This is a genomic window from Nannocystis sp. RBIL2, assembly GCF_026626745.1.
Taxonomy (GTDB): Bacteria; Myxococcota_A; Polyangia; order Nannocystales; family Nannocystaceae; genus Nannocystis.
The window spans coordinates 6,325,114-6,343,246 of the sequence record NZ_JAPNJW010000001.1 but is presented as its reverse complement, the minus strand read 5'-3'; the positions used below and the strand labels follow the sequence as shown (position 1 = coordinate 6,343,246).

Here is an 18,133-nt window from a genome sequence, read left to right as displayed (position 1 = left end):
GCTGATCGCCATCGGCCTGTTCAGCGCCACCCACGACATCGCCTGCGACGGCTACTACATGACCGCGCTCGGCCGCGCCGACCAGGCCCGCTACACCGGCATCCGCGTGGCCGCCTTCCGCGTGGCGATGCTGGTCGGCTCGTCAGGCCTGGTGTTCCTCGGCGGCCGCGTCCACTGGCTGGCCGGCTTCGGCCTCGGCGCCCTGCTCATGGTCGGGCTCGCCGTGGCCCACCGCGTGTGGCTGCCGCGGATCCACGCCGTCCGCCCGGTCGCCCAGTCCACCGGCGACGCGGCGGCCGACTGGCGGGCCCGCGTCGCCCACGTCCGCGGCGCCTACTTCAGCTTCCTGCTGCAGCCGCGGGCCCTCGTCGTCCTGCTGTTCTTGCTCAGCTTCAAGCTCGGCGACGCGCTGATGTTCGGCATGTCGAAGGTGCTGTTCCGCGAGCTCGGCATCAGCACCCCCGACCGCGGCGTGCTCAACGGCTTCGGCACCGCCGCCAGCATCGCCGGCGCCATGCTCGGCGGCCTGTGGGTCGCGCGCGTCGGTCTGCGGCGCGCGCTGCTGCCGATCGCCCTCATCATGGCGGGCACCCTGCCGCTCTACCTCTGGCTCGCCGCCCCTCGCCTGCCCGCCGACGTCATGCTCGGCCTCGGCGCCCCGCTGAGCCTCGCGCACACGCTGTCGCCGCCGCTGTGGCACGTCGGCACCATCCTCGTCATCGAGCAGCTGTGCGGCGGCCTCGCCACCGCGGCCCAGACGATCTTCATCATGAGCCGCTGCCACCCCGACCACAAGGCGGCCCACTTCGCGTTCGCGACCGCCATCTATTCGCTCGCGCAGACCATCTCGGGCACCTACAGCGGCTTTTTGTACGAGGCCCACGGACCGCTGGTGTACTTCTCGATCGCCGCCGTCGCGTGCATCCCCTGTCTGGTGCTGATCCCGTTCCTCCGCCAAAATAGTTGAAGCCGCATGGACCGCGTCGCTCGCAGCGCCTTCGACGTCGCCCGTCAGCGGGTCGGCCGCGTGCTCGCGCCGCTGGTCTTCTTCGCCCTGCTCGTCGCCCCGACCGGCCTGCCCGCGCCGGCCCACCGCCTGGCGGCGATCTTCGCCGCCACGGTGGTCCTGTGGGTCAGTGAGGCGGTGCCTCTCGGGGCCGCGGCGCTGGTCGCCCCGGCGCTGGCGGTGGCGATGGACGTCACCCCCGCGGCCAAGGCGTTCGCCCCGTTCGCCAGCCCGCTGATCTTCCTGTTCCTCGGCGGCTTCATGCTCGCGCTCGGCCTCAGCGAGCAGGGGCTCGACCGGCGGGCCGCGCTGTGGCTGCTCGCGCGCGACTGGGTCCGCGGCTCGCCGGCCCGCGCGCGCACGGCAGTCGGCCTCGGCGCGTTCGCCTGCTCGATGTGGATCTCCAACACCGCCACCACCGCGATGTTGATCCCCGTCGCGCTCGGCCTGTGCTCGGCGATCCGCGGCGCCGCCAGTCCCGAAGACCAGCCTAAGTTCGACCGCTTCGCCGAGGGCATGCTGCTGACCCTCACCTACGCCTGCTCGATCGGCGGCATCGTCACCCCGATCGGCACCGCCCCCAACGTCATCGCCCTCGACTTCCTCGAGCGGCAGGCCGGCGTCCAGCTCGACTTCTTCCAGTGGATCAGCTTCGGCCTGCCGACCGGCCTCGCCACCCTGGCGATCGCCCTCGTCTACGCCCACCGCCGCTTCCCCGCCCCGGTCGCGCGGCTCGACCGCCTCACCGCCGAGGTCCGCGACCAACTTCACAAGCTCGGGCCGATGTCGGCGGGCGAGCGGCGGGCCGCCGGCGTGTTCTTCCTCGCAGTGGCCGGCTGGCTGCTGCCGTCGATCCTCAAGGTCACCCTCGGCGCCGCCCACCCGGCCGCGCAGTGGGCCGACCGCGGCCTGCAGGAGGGCGTCGTCGCCATCCTCGCCGGCGTGTTGCTGTGCGTCGTCCCCGGCGGACGGCGGCCTGGCGTCTCGGTGTTGCCGTGGGACAAGGCGATGCAGCTCGACTGGTCGACGCTCTACCTGCTCGGCGGCGGCTTCTCGCTCGGCGCGATGATGTTCGACACCGGCCTCGCCGAGGCGCTCGCCCGCGGCTTCCTCGCCGGCGCCGGGCCGCTCGCCAGCTCGCCGTTCGGCCTGCTCGCCACCGCCACCTTCCTCGTGCTGTGGCTGACCGAGGTCACCAGCAACGTCGCGACCACCAGCATGATGGTCCCGGTGCTGATCGCCATCGCCCAGGCGGCCGGCATCGACCCGCTGCCGACCACCCTGTGCGTCACCATGGCCGCCAGCTTCGCCTTCACCCTGCCGGTCTCGACCCCGCCGAACGCGATCGCCTACGGCACCGGTCTCATCCGGATCCAGTCGATGATCCGCTTCGGCGTGGTGCTCGACGTGCTCGGCTACTTCGTGCTCATCGCGTGCGGGGCGCTCTTGCTGCCGGCTCTCGGCCTCGGGCCCTGAGCGCGCCCGAGCGGCACCCGCACCGTGAAGCGCGAGCCCATCTCGTACTCGCTCTCGACGCTGATCGTCCCGCCCATCGCCTCGACGAAGCCGCGGGCCAGCGCGAGGCCCAGGCCCGAGCCGCCGAAGCGCTTCCGCAGCGAGCTGTCGGCCTGGTAGAACGCCTCGAACACGCGCCGCTGCTGCTCGGTCTTGATGCCGATGCCGGTGTCGTGGATCACGAACTCGACCACCCCGTCGTCCTTGAGCTGCACCGCCAGCCCGACCTCGCCGAGCTCGGTGAACTTGCAGGCGTTGGCGAGCAGGTTGAGCAGCACCTGGCGGACCCGCTCCGAGTCGCCGAACAGCGCCGCGTCCTGGTCTTCGGGCCACACCAGCGCCACGCCGCGGCGCAGCTGCGGCAGCACCGTCCCCTTCACCGTGCGCAGCAGGGTCGCCAGCGAGAACACGTCCTCGCGCAGCTCGACCCGCTGGGCCTCGATGCGCGACAGGTCGAGCACGTCGGCGACCAGCCGCAGCAGCTGCTGCCCGGCCAGCTGGATCCGCTGCAAGTCGTCGCGCATCTCCTCCGGCGTCGCCTCGCCGAGCTCGTCGAGCATCAGCTCGCTGTAGCCGAAGATCGCGTTGAGCGGCGTGCGCAGCTCGAGGCTCATGTTGGCGATGAACGAGCTCTTGGCCGCGGTCAGGTGCTCCGCCAGCTGCTCGGCCGCCTGCAGCTGCTGCGCCTGGCGCCGCAGCTTGTCGGCCAGGGCGTTGGCGTCCGCGATCGCCGTCTGCATCGTCTTCATCACCACCAGCATCTCGGTGGTCGGGTCGTGCAGCGCGAAGTCCCGCAGCACCAGCCCGGCCGCCGCGACCTGTCCGAGCTCGGTCAGCCACGGCGTGCCGACGAACAGCGCCCCGCCGTCGACCTCGACGATCTCCCCGCGCAGGCGCAGGTCGAGGTCGCGGACCTGCAGCAGCACCACCGAGTCCTTGCGGGCCAGCAGCGCCTTGAGCGACATCTCTTCCAGCACCGGCCGGTCGATCACGAACCACTCGTCGAACGGCCGGCCCGACACGTCGGCCGCCATCAGCCGCCGCAGCGACCGCCCGAGGTCGAGGATCCGCATCTCCTCGTCGAGGGAGATCGAGAACGGGAACAGCCGCTCACATTGCTCGCGCAGAAGCAACAGCATGGTCAGGCGGCCGCCGGTTGGAGTTCGAGACGGAACAGGTCGAAGCCGCCGCGCTCGCGGCCGTGGACGTGCTCGACGGCGATGTCCTCGGCGAACGTGCGGGCCAGGCCCTTGAGCAGGCCGACCACCATCGGCGCCAGCCCCTCGCGGCTCGAGTGATACTCGAGCTCGAGCGCCTGCGGCCCGGCGTCGCGGACCACGAAGCTGGGCGGCCGCATCTTGGCGAACGTCAGGCCGACGCGCGCGTGCATGTTGTCGAGGTTGGCCACGAACTCGCGCAGCGTCGCGCCGAACATCGGCAGCAGCTCGCCGTAGCCGTGGCGCGCGGTGAACAGGATCCAGTGCTCGCCGACCGCCTCGAGCACCTCAGCCGCCGGCGCGCCGAGCACCTCGCTGGCGGCGTCGACCAGCTTGTACGTGATCTCGTCGGGGTAGGACTCCATCGACACGAAGCCCGGCGTCTGCACCCCGGCGCGCGCCTGGATCTGCGCCCACGTGCCCTCGCCGTAGTGCGAGCACACCAGATCTTCGACCGCCTTGTTGACGAGACCGTACATCCTGTCGCCTCCGCGGACGCACCGGCGCCCAGCTCGAGTGTCGGCCAAACACGGGCCCCGGGGCAACGCGGGGACGGGCGGGGTGACACGGAGCGAATGTCGCGCCGAGTCTCACACCCCGATCGCCCGGATCGTCACCAGCGGACCCTCGGGGAAGCCGTCGCCGCGCAGGTCGACCTCGCCCTCGACGTGCCACAGGTTGTCCTCTTCGGGGTCGACGAGCACCTGCGTGACCCGCCAGCGCTGGTCGGCGACCGCCTCGATGCGGGTGTACTTGGGGAACCGGGCCCCGTGGTCGAAGCGCAGCGTCGGGTACTCGGCGTAGTACTCGGCCATCGCCTGGGCGAAGCGCTCGGGGGTCCAGGGGTCCTCGGGGTCTGCGCGCGTGCCGACCGCCGCGTCCTCATAGTCGCGCTCGGCGAGCGCGCGAACCAGCGCGTGCATCTCCGCGCGCACGCGCGCCGCGAACGCCTTGGGATCGGCCGACAGATCGCGCGGCCCGGCGGGCGCGGCTTCGCCCTCGACCACCGGCGGGTGCAGCATGCGCTCCCACTCTTGCAGAAGGCTGGTGTCGACGTGCTCGAACATCGCCCGCAGGAAGCCGATCACGTCGTGCACCTCGTCGGTCTTGGCCGCGTCGGGCACCGTCTGCACGAGGAGCTTGTAGGCCTGCATCAAGTAGCGCAGCAGCACGCCCTCGCTGCGCTGCAGCCCGTACTCCTTGACGTAGTCGTTGAACGCGACGTAGCGCTCGACCATGTCGCGCACCACCGACTTCGGGCGGATGTTCTCCTGCCCGACCCACGGGTGCAGCGCCGAGAACTCGTTGAAGGTGTCGTAGATGAAGTCGGCCAGCGGCTTGGGGTACGAGACCTTCTCGAGCTCCGCCATCCGCTCCTCGTACTCGACGCCTGCCGCCTTGAGCTCGCCGATCTTCTCCGAGCGGGCGCGGTGCTCCTGCGCCTGCAGCACCACCTGCGGGTTCTCGAGCAGCGACTCGACCAGCGACACCACGTCGAGCGCGTAGGTCGGCGAGTCCTGCGGCACGCGGCCGAGCGTGTCGAGCAGGTAGAGCGACAGCGTGTGGTGGAGCGAGAAGTCCTTCTGCAGGTGCTCGTCGAGCCGGACCGCGCGCCCGCCCCCGCCGTCCTTGCGCGCGTCGAGCGGCACCAGCTTGACGATGCCCGCCTTGTGCAGCGCGCGGAACAGCGTCGCCGCCTCGCGCCGGTGGCGGGTCTTGGCCCGCGCCTCGTCGTGCGCCGCCGCGATCAGCTCGACCAGCCGGCGGTAGCCGCCGCCCCACGCGTTGGTGTTGGCCGGCGACTGGATGAGGCTCAAGATCATCCCGAACGACACGACGAAGCGCGACTGCAGCGGCTCCGGCTCGCGATCGATCAGCTTCTCGAACGTCGACTTGTCCCAGGGGACATACCCCTTCTCGGGCGGCTGCCGGCGCACGAACTTCTTCTTCTTCGGGTCGGCCGCCGCCTTGGCCTCGAGCTTCTTGTTCTCGATCACGTGCTCGGGCGCCTGGCACACCACGTAGCCGTGATCGTCGAAACCCTTGCGGCCGGCTCGCCCGGCGATCTGCTTGAAGTCGCGGGCCCCGAGGATCCGCGTCTGCTCGCCGTCGTACTTGCACAGCTTGGTGAACAGGACCGTGCGGATCGGGATGTTGACCCCGACCCCGAGCGTGTCGGTGCCGCAGATCACCCGCAGCTTGCCCTGCTGCGCCAGCTTCTCGACCAGCAGGCGGTACTTCGGCAGCAGGCCCGCGTGGTGCACCCCCACGCCGTGCTTGAGGTAGCCCTGGATCTCCTTGCCGTACGGCGTGTCGAAGCGGAACCCCGCCATCGCCTCGGCGATCGCCGCCTTCTCCTCGCGCGAGCACAGGTTCGTGCTCATCAGGTTCTGCGCCTCCTCGGCGGCCTCGCGCTGGGTGAAGCTGACGATGTAGATCGGCGCGCGCCCGCGGTCGAGCAGGTAGCCGATCGTCTCGTGCAGCGGCGTCTCGCGGTACTCGAAGTCGAGCGGCACCGGCCGGACCGCCGAGCGCACCACCGCGACCTCCTGCTTCGTCAGCCGCTTGAGCCCGTCCTCGACCTTGGTCGTGTCGCCGAGCGTCGCCGACATCAGCAGGAAGGTCGTGTACGGCAGCGACAGCAGCGGGATCTGCCACGCCATCCCGCGGTCGCGGTCGCCGTAATAGTGGAACTCGTCGAGCACCGCGTCGTCGACCGGCGCCATCCGCCCGTCGCGCAGCGCCATGTTGGCGAGGATCTCCGCGGTGCAGCAGAGGATCGGCGCGTCGCGGTTGACGCTCGCGTCGCCCGTCATCATGCCGACGCGGTCGGGCCCGAACTCGCGGCACAGGGCGAAGAACTTCTCGCTGACCAGCGCCTTGATCGGGCTCGTGTACACGCTGCGGCGCTTGCGGGCCACCGCGGCCAGGTGCATCGCGGTCGCCACCAGCGACTTGCCCGAGCCGGTCGGCGTGTTGAGCACCACGTGCTTGCCGGCCAGGAGCTCGAGGATCGCCTCCTCCTGCGCCGGGTACAGCTCGAGCCCCGTCTCGGTGACCCAATCTAAAAAACACTCGAGGATCGCGTCCGACGAGGTGCTCTTGTCGGGCTGCTCGATCAGCTTGGCCGCGAACTCCCGCAGGGTGCGCGGGCCGGCGACGATGTTGTCGATCGCGCTCACTGCGGCAGAATCTCGCCGGCGAGCGGGTAAGAGGGGCGGATGTCGACCGGGATGTTGCCCAGCTTGTCGAGCGCGGCCTGCAGCAGCGGCGTGATCTTGCCGTGCTCGTCGAGCAGCTTGTCGGCCGCGACCTTGTCGCCGCTGTGCTGGATCAGGCAGATGTCGCGCACCAGGTCGCTGATCGCCGTCTCGAGCTTGGCGAGGTCGACCTTGAACTTGCCGCTCGCGCTGTCGGGCGTGACCGCCCCGGCCGCGAGGAAGCGGTTCAGCTGCAGCGCCGCCCCGCGCCCGTGCGCCTCCGCGACGCCGAAGCGGGCGCTGCGGAACAGCCCGGCGAAGTACGACAGCAGCACCTTGTCCTTCAGCTCGGCCGGCAGCTCGCCCTTCTCGATCATGTAGAGCACGTTGTACGCGCCCATCACGTCGGCCTTGGCCTCCTCGAGCGGTGAGTAGCTGGCCTCGAGCGCGACCCGGACGTCGACCTTGTCCTTGCCCTTCGCGTCGCCGCCGACGAACGCCGGCCCGAGGCTGTGCGACAGCTCGTGGAACAGCACCTGCAGGAAGAACGCCTCGCCCGACAGCGACGCGACGTGATCGGCGTGCAGCACCTCGTTCCCGATCGGGCGCATGATCGCCTCGAATTTGGTCTGGATGAGGTTGCGCAGCAGCACCTTCTTGGCGCCCTTCTCGGCGCGGACGCGCTCGTCGTTGGGCAGGTTGAACGCGATCGTCTGCACCGACTTGCGCGCGTCGCCGGCCGAGAACACCAGGTCGACCACGCGGATCGGGCTCTCGCTGCCGCGCTTCGTCTTGACGTCGTCGGGGATCGGCAGGTGCTGCTCCATCTCCGGCAGGTACTTCTTGTACTTCGCCAGCTCGGCCGAGGCCTTGGGGTCGCTGACCGTGACGAACGCCTCGAACGCGGCCTTGAGGCCGAGCAGCTCGTCCTCGTAGGTCTCGTAGGGCCCGATGGTGATCTCGACCAGGCTGTCGAGGTCCATCCAGTCCTTGTCGGACTGATAATAATCGTCGCTGCGGAACGCCTGCGCGCGCGAGCGCAGGAACTTCGTCAGCGACTTGTTCTTCGTCAGCTTGGCCGCGTCCTCGAGCGCCTTGGCGGCCGGGCCGAGCCACTCGCCGTACTCGGCGCTGTAGGGCCGCGCCTCGAGCTTGTCGCCGACGCGGGCGATCACCGTGGTCAGGCTCTCGAACGCCGCCTTGTCCTCCGGATGATCGGCGACCCATTTTTTGAAGGCGTCGGCGCCGAGGTCCTCGGGGTAGAAGCCGGCGCCCGGCGGGTGGGCCAGAGTGGTAGCGAACGGGGCGTAGTGCTCCTGCCGGTCCCACGGCCCGCGCATCACCGTGAAGTAGTCGAGCTTGACGACGCCGAGCTCGCTGGTGTCCTTCTCGAGCTCCGCCCGCAACGACGCGTTGCCGGCCCACGATTGGCGGTCGAAGATCGGGTCCATCAGCCGCGCCGCCTCGATCAGCTTGTCGAGCGCCGCCTTCTCCGCCGGCGGCAGCGCCGTCACGTCGGTCGTCAGCGGCGACCGCACGAACTGATCGATCTTCGTGCGCAGCAGCTCGGCCTGGGTCGGCGGCTTGACCTCCGGCTTCTTCGGCGCCGCCTCCGCCGGCTCGGCGGCCTCGTCCGCGGCCTTCGCCGGCACCTTCGCCCCCGGCTTGTCCCCCTTGCTCACGTCGGGGTTCTGGCACGCGACGAGCGCGAGCGCCACGAAGATGGTCGAGCGGACAGGCGGCATGGGCCCGCAGGATACTACCCGGGGCCCGCCCCGTCGAGCGCGCGCCACAGGTAGGGCAGCGACACGTCGAGGCGGTAGCTGGTGTTCGAGTGGTCGTCGGGGAACTCCTCGTACACGTGCGGGATGCCGTGCGCGGACAGCCGCCGCACCAGCGCGCGCGCGCCGAAGTGCGCGAGGAATTGATCGCGCGAGCCGGCGTCGATGAACAGCCCGTGCAACCGGCGCAGGTTGGCCTGCACCTCCGGCGCCTCGACCATGCGCAGCGGGTCCCAGCGCAACCACCGGGCCCACGCCTCCGCGTCGAGCTCGCACGTGTGCGGGTCGACCGGCAGGCGCACGCCCATGAACGCCGACGGGTCGGGGTCGTAGGAGGCCGCCATCGCCAGCAGCATCAGCGGCAGGTGATCGCCGCCGCCCCACTTCGGCGAGGCCGCGAACGCCTTCAAGTAGCCCTCGATGCCCCCGTGGCGCGCCAGCGCAGTCAGCAGCTTGGGGAAATCTGGCCGATAGACCAGGTCGAAGTTGCAGTCGCCGGCGTGGCAGCCGACCGCGCCCCACACGTCGGCGCGGCGCATCCCGTGGACCAGCGCCCCGTAGCCGCCGCTCGAGTGGCCGAACAGCGCCCGCCCCGCGCGCCCGGGCTTGACGCGGAACTCGCGCTCCAGCCGCGTCGGCAGGTCCTCGGCGAGGAAGTCCTCCCATTGCCCGAGCGCGCTCGAGTTGATGTACTGATTGCCGCCCAGCGCGGTGAAGCAGTCGGGAAACACGCCGATCACCGGCCCCATCGCCCCGCTGGCGATCAGCCGATCGAGCCGCTGCGGCATCGACTCGCCGAACCCGGTCCACCCGAGCCGCTTGAGCCCCGAGCTGCTGTACCCCGCGAGGTCGACGAAGATCGGATAGCGCTCGTTGCCGCGGTCGTACCCCTCCGGCAAGTACACCGCGACCGCCCGCGACGACGGGTCGCCGATCACGTTGGCCGCCAGCGCGGGCGAATCGATCTCGATGGTGACGGTGGTGCCGCGCGGCTGGGCGTAGTTGTGAGTCGGCATGTCGGCGGCCGCGAGCATACACCGCGCGGCGACGCTCGTCGACCAGGCGGGCGGCGTTCGCCGGTCGATCCGGCTCCGCGGACGCGCCGCGCATCTTCTGTCCTCCGGGACATGCCCCATGGGCCATCACGCCTCTCGATCGCCGCTCCTCGGCTCTGTCGCTACCGCTCGCGTTCGCGAGCTTCGTTGGACGTCCGACGTCTCGAGCGCGCCGGCGCTCCTCGACTCTTCGGCGAGATCTGTCATTGCGGCTGTTCACAGGACGACTACAGGATCGCCCTCGGGTGATTCGAGCCAGAGGCCGCATCGCGGGCGGTGGGCCCGCGAGCTCGGCGCGATGGTTCGCCGCGGGGCGCTCTGCTGTCGAATTCGCCGCTGCTGCTCCGGTCGCCAGGGGCCGCCCTGAAGAGCGGCCGCGCGCCTGCAATGTATGCCGCGGTCTCATCGTGAGCGCTGCGCGGCGCGGTCATGCCCGATCCGTCGTGACTGCGACGACCGGCGCAAAGCGGCATCCTCGTCGCCGACACCTTCTTGTCCTGATTCGACTGTCGCGCTGCGCCGGGTGTCCGCGGCCGACATTGGTTCACGTCCGTAGCGACGAGAGATCGGCACATGTACCCCAGCAAAATCCATCCATCCTTTCGCGTCTCGCATTGCGTCTTCGCGGCCGCCCTGGCGGCGTCCGCCTGTGACTCGAGCGTCGAGATCACGGTGAACATCCACACCTCGGCGGGGGTGTGCGGAGACGGCGTGCTCGGCATCGGCGAAGAGTGCGACGACGGGGTCGGCAACGGTCCCGGCGCGGCGTGTCGCCAGAATTGTCAGCTCAACGAGTGTGGCGACGCCGATGTCGGCCCGGCCGAGGAGTGCGACAACGGGCCGAACAACGCCGACGCCGCGGCGTGCAAGCTCGACTGCACGCTGCAGGTCTGCGGAGACGGCCACGTCGGGCCGGGCGAGGGCTGCGACGACGGCAACGACGTCGACGCCGACGCGTGCAGCAACGCGTGCGTGGCCGCGACCTGCGGCGACGGTGCGGCCCAGGCGACCGAGGAGTGCGACGACGGCAACCTCGACGACACCGATCTGTGCACCTCGGCCTGCACCGCGGCGACCTGCGGCGACGGGTTCCTGCAGGCGGTGGCCGGCGAGGCGTGCGACGACGGGGCGCTGAACAACGACGGCGGTGATTGCACGCTCGCGTGCGCGATCGCGGCGTGCGGCGACGGCCTGCTGCACGACCAGGGCAACGGCGCAGAGGCCTGCGACCAGGGAGCCGCCAACGGACCGGGGCAGGCGTGCCTGGCCGATTGCACGCTCAACGTGTGCGGCGATGGGGACATGGGCCCCGGCGAGGGCTGCGACGACGGCAACACCGACCCCGGCGACGGCTGCACGGCCGCGTGCGTCCTGGAGGAGTGCGGCAACGCGATCGTCGATCCGGGCGAGGACTGCGACGACGGCCAGAACGGCGAGCAGGACGACGGCTGCACCGACCTGTGCCGGCTGCCGCTGTGCGGCGACGCGTTCGTGCAGCCGAGCCTCGGCGAGTCGTGCGATCACGGGGCGGGCAACAGCGACCAGGCCGAATGCACCCTGGAATGCGCGCTGGCGGTGTGCGGCGACGGCCTGGTGTGGGCGGACGAGGAGCAGTGCGACGCGGGCGCGGCCAACGGCCCCGGCCAGGCCTGCAAGGCGGACTGCAACGTCAACGTGTGCGGGGACGGGGACGTGGGCCCGGGCGAGGCGTGCGACGACGGCAACTTCGTCAACGAGGACGCGTGCACCAACGTGTGCAAGCTGGCAGACTGCGGCGACGGCTTCGTCGGCGCGGGCGAGGCGTGCGACGACGGCAACCTCGTCAACGAGGACGCGTGCACCAACGCGTGCGAGCCGGCGAGCTGCGGCGACGGCTTCGTCCAGCCCGGCGAGCAGTGCGACCTCGGCGACCTCAACGCCGACGACGGCGCGTGCACCCTGGCCTGCCTGCTCCCGGCGGACACCTGCGGCGACGGATCGGTCGATGCCGGCGAGGCGTGCGACGACGGCAACGGCAGCAACACCGACGCGTGCACCAACCTCTGCGAGCTCGCGGAGTGCGGCGACGGCTTCGTGCAGGCCGGCGAGCAATGCGACGACGGCAACACCGTCGGCGGCGACCTCTGCAACGCCAACTGCACCCGGCCGAAGCGCGTGTTCGTGACCAGCACTTCCTGGAACGGCAACCTCGGCGGAATCTCCGGCGCGAAGTCGAAGTGCCAGGCGCGCGCGGCGGCGGGCAACCTCGGCGGGACGTGGGACGCGTGGCTCGCCAACAGCTCCAGCAACCCCGCCGGTCGCTTCGTCAAGTCGACGACCGGCTACGCGCGCCTCGACGGCGTCGAGATCGCGCAGACCTGGGCCGATCTCACCGACGGCACGCTCGACGCGCCCATCAACGTCAACGAGTTCGGCGACATGTCCCCCCAGGCCGACATCTGGACCGGCACGGACAGCGACGGCACCTCGCTCGCCGAGCACTGCACCGGCTGGACCGCCTCCGGCGGCTTCTCCGTGGTGGGCATCGAAGGCCGCAACAACGCCGTCGACTTCAACTGGACCGCCCGGTCGTTGCTCAATGCGTCGAACTGCTCGACGCTGCAGCGGCTCTATTGCTTCGAGCAGTGAGGTTGTCGAGAATTCGCCCTGCAATTTCGCATGCTTAGCCGCGTGCGGAATTGCGTCTCCACTATCTCTCCAGCGCGTGGAGCGCACCGGCGCTGCCGCGGCGACGGTCGACGTAGTCGCTCGCCGTCTGAAGATCCTTGTGACGGAGGTGGCTGGCGACCGCCGCCACCCCGCCACCGCCCTCGGCGATCCGCGTGCCGCACGACTTGCGGAGGACGTGGGTGCCGCGCCAGGGCAAGCCCGCGCGCTTCACGAGCGCCTTCATCCAGGACTTGATGTGGTGCTCCCGGAAGTGACTCCCATGGTTGTCGAGCACGAATGGGCCGGTCTTCGGAAAGCCGCGCAGCGCGTCGGCGAGGCGCGTCGTGAGGCCGACCTCGTCCTCGGTCCTGCCCTTGGGGAGGTCGAGCTTGTCCCGCACGAGGTTGTGGCGGATGGTCATCAACCCGCGCTTGAGATCGACGTCCGTCCATTTGAGCGCGAGGATCTCTCCGCGCCGGAGACCACCGTCGAGACCGAGCAAGACGGCGACGACGAACATCGGCCCCATCGCCTGAGCCGCGGCGAGCAGCGCGACCTGCTCCTGGTCGTCGTAGGCGACCGCGGGCTTGCGCTTCCGGCGGGGGATCTCGAAGGCCACCGGAGCGGCCTTGATCTCCTTCTCCGCGATGGCCCGGTTGAACACCCGACGGAGGGTCTTGAGCACCTCGCACATCGTGTTGTGCGACTTGCTGACCAGCGACTTCTTGATCGCGGTGATGTCCTTGGGCGTCACCTCATCGAGCCGCCGGCGGGCCAGCACCGGGAGCAGGTACAGGCGCAGATGGACGTCGTAGTTCATCTGCGTGTTGGTCCCGAGCCGGTCGGCCTGGCACAGGTCGAGGAAGGTCTTGGAGAACTCCTCGAACGTCGGGGGCGGCGGCTTCTCGGGCTCGGGCTCAGGCGCGAGCAGCCGCGCGAGGAGCTCCTGCTCCAGATTCCTGGCCCACCGCTCGACGTTGGTCTTGCCGGTGACAGGCGCCTTGACACGGCTCCTGAGCTCGTCACCTCTTGCGTTCTTGACGATGACGTCGACTTCAAATTCATTCTTCCTTCCCTTCCACGGGCGCAGCTTGATCGTCATGACCGACCTCCCGCGCTCGCACTGTTCGCCGAGAGCCATTGTGCGATGATCCGGGGGTCGAAGCGCAAGGTCCGGCCGAGACGCAGGCCACCTGGGATCCCGCCGCGAGCATGGCGGGCATAGACCGCGCCCTTGCTCGTGTGGAGCAGTACGGCGAGCTCTTCGACGGTCATCAGCGGCGGCGGGAGCGGCGACGCCTCACGCGAACTCACGACGGCTGAACGGCGCTCAGGGGCGATCTCAGCGCGCCTGTCCGAATGGACATGTCGCACTTGGGACGGTCCCTTACCGCAAGGATCGGAGCTGTACACGGATCCCTCCTGATTCGACGAGTTGGCGCTCGACCGCCGGTATCCGGGCGAGCAGATACAGAAGCACGACGACGAGAGGCTCAGAGCGCGGAGCGCGACGGGGCCAGCAGCTTCTCGCGCCACGCGATGAGCGTCTCGCGGTGGAAGATCCAGCGATGGATCGCCCGGACGCACGGGATGTCGCCGTCCTTGACCCGGCGGTAGAAGGTCGTGCGCGAGAACCCGGTGATCTTCATGGCCTCGCTGGACCCGATGTACTCCGGCAGCGTCGTCTCAGCGGGCATGGGCCTCTCCTTGCTGCTGCGCGCTGCGATGCGCGCGTACGAGACCCACGAGGCCGCCGATCGCCGCGCCGGTGAGCAGGCCGGCGGCGACGAGACCGGACGCGCGACGCACGGCCGGATCTTCGACGAGGACTGCGACGCCGAGTGATGCGGCCCCGAGCACACCGCAGCCGAAGACCGCGGCGCGCGGGTCCCTGAACAACTGCGGCAGCAACGTCGCCCCTGCCATCGTCGCGCCGAAGGTGCCGACCTGTCCCCACGCGGAGCTCACGCTCGCGGGCGAGGCCTCGTCCGTTCTCGACAGGGACTCGTCCTCGACCTTGCCGTCGTCGAGGTCGCTCCCGGCCTGGCAGACGACCTCGAGCGGGAAGCCGAGCCCAATCGCCAGGCGGACGATGGTCTCGAGCGTGGGGTTGGCGCCGTCGCCGAGCAACGCGATGATGTGCCCGCGGGACACGCCGGAGCGCCGTGACAGCTCCTGCTTCGAGACGCCGGTTTGCACCCGCACCTGCTCGAGCAGGTCGATCACGTCAGCAGGGTTGTTCCCCCGGGTGCCGCGGATCTTGCAACTCGACGCCGCGAGCTCGGCCAGGAAGACCGCGAGCGGCTGTCGGCGGAGAGCCTCCAGCGCCCGCGCCGACACCACGTCGATGTCCGGGCGCTCGCCTCGGATCATCCCGCGGACGTATTCCATCAGCGTCTTGAAGCCTTCCTCGCGCATCATCTCCAACCTCCCATGTGGTGAGGATAGGGCCGCGATCGCCTGGCTACCCGCGTCTTGCCAGCGTCTATTTTCGCTCATTTGGCTATATACCGGGCAAAATTACATGAATTCCGCGCGTCAGAGCGCACAGCTAGATCAATATGGCAAGTGGTGCCGTGGCCATGCTAGAGTTTCTCTGTAGTTGCCAATAACGAGATCTCCGGGTCTCTTCCCCGGAGGGAGTGCATCGACGATGCTCGAGATCCAGCAGAGGCTCCGCGAGCTCTTCAACTTTCCGATCGAGGAGCAGCCGTTCACACACCTGCTGCGGCACTGGCGACTGTTCACCTCGCAGGCTGTCGCCCTCGAGTGGGAGCGCCACGGCAGCGACTACTACGCGTGGTGGAAGGACTTCGACATCAAGATCGAGTCGGGGCGCGCGCGGAACCGCGAGATGAAGCTCCGGTTCCGCTGGCCGCGTGGTGGCTCCCGCATCATCGGTCGCGGTGAGCTCCTGGCACTGCAGACTCGCGCGGCGCAGATCTGCCGGAGAGGGGGACCCCACGGCGCGCCGTTCGTCACCGAGGACGAGCCTGCTCGACCTGGGCGCCCGCAGCGGCGGCTTCATCTGACGCAGTTCAGGAGGACGAAGACCCACGAGAGCGCGCTGGCGCAGGGGTTCGGCGCCGGCTACGAGGCGCGCGTGCGGCCGCTTGGGGCAGACCTCCAGGGAGACCACGCTCTCTTCGTCGTCAGTCCCACGGGGGCATTCGTGCTGGTTGGCTTCGGCCCCGACTACAACTTGACCGCGCTCGCGAATTTCTGGCGCGGCAACCTGACCAACGAGTTCGCGAGCGACCTGCACGACGGCGACGAGCCGTTCGCCGTTCGCGTCCGAGGTGTGCCGCATCGGCTCGAGTACGTCCGGCTTCCGGGGCTCGCCGGGTTCGTGCATACGCCGCTCGGCGAGGTCTACCTCTGTCTCCTCGGTGACGACGACGTCGCCCTCGTCCTCGTCGGCGACGACGGCGCTGCACAATGCCTGTTCCGAGGGACAGCCAGCCAGGCGAACGGCCACGAGCTTCTCCCTGACGAGGTCCCGGTCGTGCTGCTCGAGCGGCCGCGACCCTTCACGCCCGAGATGGTCGCCGAGGCGATCGCGCGTCAGCCCAAGCTGGATCCGGCGATCCGCGACCACCTCGCGGCGCTCGTGCGCGCCGCCCGGGACGAGCTCGGCACCGAGTACGCGCGGCATCTGGTCTGGGCCCTCGTGTCCGCGCACGCGAGCGGCCGCCGGACTCCCGTGGTCGGCACGCACACGGAAGTCTTCGCCTGGGTCCTCGAGCAAGGTGACATGCGAGCTCCGCCGAAGGAGCGCGCCGGCCGTGGCGCGTTGCACTGGCTCGCCGCTCGATCCCCGCTGTTCGAGCGCGCGGTCGTCAAGCGGATCGCGTACTGGAAGAACCACGTGGAGTGGTTCAGCGAGCCGAGCACGGCGTGCATCGCTCGACTCGCGCGTGCGGGCAAGATCCGCGTCGACGACCTCGAGAGTCAGTGAGAGGTCGAGGCCTTCTTCGCATCCTTCGCCTGCTTGCGGCGGAGGCGCTGCCACTCCGAACGGATCGCCGAACAAACGACGTGGGTCCGGGTGCAGTCGAACGCCTCGGCGAGCGTGTTGAGGAAGGTGTCGATCTCTTCCGGGAACCGGAAGTGGTGCGAGCGTGGCCGCAACTTCGGGGCTCCCGGCGGCGGAAGTTTGTAGGCGTCGGAGGCTCGATGCCCTCGACGTCGACTCGCCCCTTCGCTCGCCTGCTCCTGCGTCGCCGCTGATTTAGACGTCTCCGATCGGCTCGGCGGCTCGGTCGCCGCGGTAGTGTGCGCGCGACCGGAGTCGACGGTCCGCACCTCGGTCGCGGTGGTGTCGACGACGGACCCGAGAGCGTCTGGCTCGCCGGCGCTCGGCCCCGCGGGAGGACTCGTCGCCTCCCGGATGTTCCCGCATTCCTTCAGCGCCACGAGGGCCGCCGGATGGGCACCAGCTGGTTGCCTGGCGTGCGCGAAGCCCGTCATGCCGTAGCGGAGGTCGCTGGTCTTGGACGACTTCGATGCCATGTCACAGCCTCCCCTCGAACCCGCACATCTTCGGCACGTCGCCGCACATCGCTTGCATCGCACGGTCGCCCTGAGTGTCCTTGCCGTAGGGCACCTTCCACACCGGGCGGAAATACTCGGACGCCTTGGCGATCGCCGCCGACGAAGGGATCGGCTCGTCCCGCACCGTCGCCTGGGGGATCTGGTGCGCGGCCTCGCGGAGCCCCTCGAGCGCGCGCTTGCCGATCAGATCGCAACGATTCAGAACGATTAAGATCGTGCCCTCGGCCCTCCGCAGTGCGGAGTAGACATTCCCCATATTCTCCATCGCCAGGCGCCCGTCAATCGGCACGAGCCAGAGATCCGCGTCGACCTGATCGACGACCTCGACATGCGGCGGGCAGTCCGCGACCACGAGGTCGAAATTGGCGAGGTCCTGCGGCAGCTCCATCGGGCTGTACAGGACCTGGAGGCACTCGTTCACGCGGAAGAAGTGCCCGTTCATGAGGTGCTCGTCGCCGCCGGAGAGCCAGCGGCAGATGTCGCCCTGGCGATCGAGCCCGACCACGAGGGTCCTGATCCGCCGCTCCGAGGCGAAGAGCGCGAGGTGCACGGAGAAGGTGGTCTTCCCGATGCCACCCTTGTTGTTGTACACGACGATGGTCTTCATGCTGTCATCCTGATGAGGGATACGCCGGGCCGCCAGGGTCGTGTGCCCATCTCGAGATCGCGGACCATCACGATCGTGCCCAATCGTCCCACGCGCGCGGCATCACGACCGTGCCCAATCGTCCCACTGGCGATGATGCACCACGATGGAGCGCGCGCCGGTCGTTCGACCCGCGCGCTCTCGCGGTGATGGCTCCCCAGGTGCTCGGCGCTCGCTGTCGTGGATCACCACGAGAACTGGGGCGAGGGCTCTCCCGCAGAATGCCGCGCGCGTTCGCCATCGGCGCGGCGTGCCGGGTGGCGCCCGCCTGCCATGCGTCAGCCGCTCGAAGCGCGCCGCACAGGCAGGTGACTTCGACACCGGTCGCTACCAACGGGTGGGCGACGTCCGACACCAGGATCGTCGTCGGGGGTCGACAGTCAGTGCGCGTCGACGTGCAGCCAGGTGACGAGCCGACGCGCTGCATCTTGCAGGAAGACGCTCACCTGCCGGCCATCGATCGCACGCCGACTTGCAGGCAGGTGACACCGCTGTTGGTCGGCGTCATAC

At 69.7% G+C, this 18,133-nt stretch carries 14 protein-coding genes; 4 read left to right on the top strand and 10 right to left on the bottom strand.

Annotated features, from left to right (window positions below):
* Both OV090_RS25230 and OV090_RS25225 read left to right on the top strand, forming a co-directional pair.
* On the top strand, positions 1 to 967 hold a 967-nt coding region (locus OV090_RS25230), incomplete at its 5' end, for an MFS transporter (protein ID WP_276604478.1).
* Positions 968 to 973: 6 nt separating this feature from the next.
* Entirely contained in the window at positions 974 to 2,482 is a 1,509-nt protein-coding gene (locus OV090_RS25225; RefSeq protein WP_267707043.1) for a DASS family sodium-coupled anion symporter, read from the top strand.
* On the opposite strand, the gene OV090_RS25220 is transcribed toward OV090_RS25225, so the two are convergent.
* From OV090_RS25220 to OV090_RS25200, 5 genes are all read right to left on the bottom strand, one after another.
* A complete protein-coding gene (locus OV090_RS25220; protein ID WP_267707041.1) occupies positions 2,422 to 3,660 on the bottom strand; it encodes a HAMP domain-containing sensor histidine kinase in 1,239 nt (412 codons plus the stop codon). The genes OV090_RS25225 and OV090_RS25220 overlap by 61 nt on opposite strands.
* Positions 3,661 to 3,662: 2 nt before the next feature.
* Positions 3,663 to 4,217 (bottom strand): heme NO-binding domain-containing protein, encoded by a 555-nt coding sequence (locus OV090_RS25215; protein ID WP_267707039.1) that lies wholly within the window; start codon positions 4,215 to 4,217, stop codon positions 3,663 to 3,665.
* Positions 4,218 to 4,328: 111 nt separating this feature from the next.
* Positions 4,329 to 6,920: a DUF3516 domain-containing protein gene (locus OV090_RS25210; RefSeq protein WP_346660377.1), complete on the bottom strand. Its 2,592-nt coding sequence runs from the start codon at positions 6,918 to 6,920 to the stop codon at positions 4,329 to 4,331.
* Positions 6,917 to 8,683, bottom strand: a complete 1,767-nt coding sequence (locus OV090_RS25205) for a hypothetical protein (RefSeq protein WP_267707038.1) — start codon at positions 8,681 to 8,683, stop codon at positions 6,917 to 6,919. Before OV090_RS25205 ends, OV090_RS25210 begins: the two co-directional genes overlap by 4 nt.
* 14 nt (positions 8,684 to 8,697) lie before the next feature.
* On the bottom strand, positions 8,698 to 9,735 hold the full coding sequence (locus OV090_RS25200) for an alpha/beta hydrolase-fold protein (protein ID WP_267707036.1): 1,038 nt from the start codon (positions 9,733 to 9,735) through the stop codon (positions 8,698 to 8,700).
* A 612-nt stretch (positions 9,736 to 10,347) separates the two neighbouring features.
* Between OV090_RS25200 and OV090_RS25195 the strand changes: the two genes are divergently transcribed.
* On the top strand, positions 10,348 to 12,402 hold the full coding sequence (locus OV090_RS25195) for a DUF1554 domain-containing protein (RefSeq protein WP_267707034.1): 2,055 nt from the start codon (positions 10,348 to 10,350) through the stop codon (positions 12,400 to 12,402).
* A 61-nt stretch (positions 12,403 to 12,463) separates the two neighbouring features.
* Here OV090_RS25195 and OV090_RS25190 read toward each other — a convergent pair whose 3' ends face one another.
* From OV090_RS25190 to OV090_RS25180, 3 genes are all read right to left on the bottom strand, one after another.
* The gene (locus OV090_RS25190; protein ID WP_267707032.1) at positions 12,464 to 13,525 is read right to left on the bottom strand and encodes a tyrosine-type recombinase/integrase; all 1,062 of its coding nucleotides are present in this window, start codon (positions 13,523 to 13,525) and stop codon (positions 12,464 to 12,466) included.
* Between the two features lie 391 nt (positions 13,526 to 13,916).
* On the bottom strand, positions 13,917 to 14,120 hold the full coding sequence (locus OV090_RS25185) for a helix-turn-helix domain-containing protein (RefSeq protein ID WP_267707030.1): 204 nt from the start codon (positions 14,118 to 14,120) through the stop codon (positions 13,917 to 13,919).
* Positions 14,110 to 14,844, bottom strand: coding sequence for a helix-turn-helix transcriptional regulator (locus OV090_RS25180; protein ID WP_267707028.1), 735 nt, complete (start codon positions 14,842 to 14,844; stop codon positions 14,110 to 14,112). Before OV090_RS25180 ends, OV090_RS25185 begins: the two co-directional genes overlap by 11 nt.
* 232 nt (positions 14,845 to 15,076) lie before the next feature.
* Between OV090_RS25180 and OV090_RS25175 the strand changes: the two genes are divergently transcribed.
* On the top strand, positions 15,077 to 16,381 hold the full coding sequence (locus tag OV090_RS25175; RefSeq protein ID WP_267707026.1) for a hypothetical protein: 1,305 nt from the start codon (positions 15,077 to 15,079) through the stop codon (positions 16,379 to 16,381).
* Here OV090_RS25175 and OV090_RS25170 read toward each other — a convergent pair.
* Both OV090_RS25170 and OV090_RS25165 read right to left on the bottom strand, forming a co-directional pair.
* Positions 16,375 to 16,935: a hypothetical protein gene (locus OV090_RS25170; protein WP_267707024.1), complete on the bottom strand. Its 561-nt coding sequence runs from the start codon at positions 16,933 to 16,935 to the stop codon at positions 16,375 to 16,377. The genes OV090_RS25175 and OV090_RS25170 overlap by 7 nt on opposite strands.
* A 1-nt stretch (position 16,936) precedes the next feature.
* On the bottom strand, positions 16,937 to 17,584 hold the full coding sequence (locus tag OV090_RS25165) for a ParA family protein (RefSeq protein WP_267707023.1): 648 nt from the start codon (positions 17,582 to 17,584) through the stop codon (positions 16,937 to 16,939).
* Positions 17,585 to 18,133 lie beyond the last annotated feature (549 nt).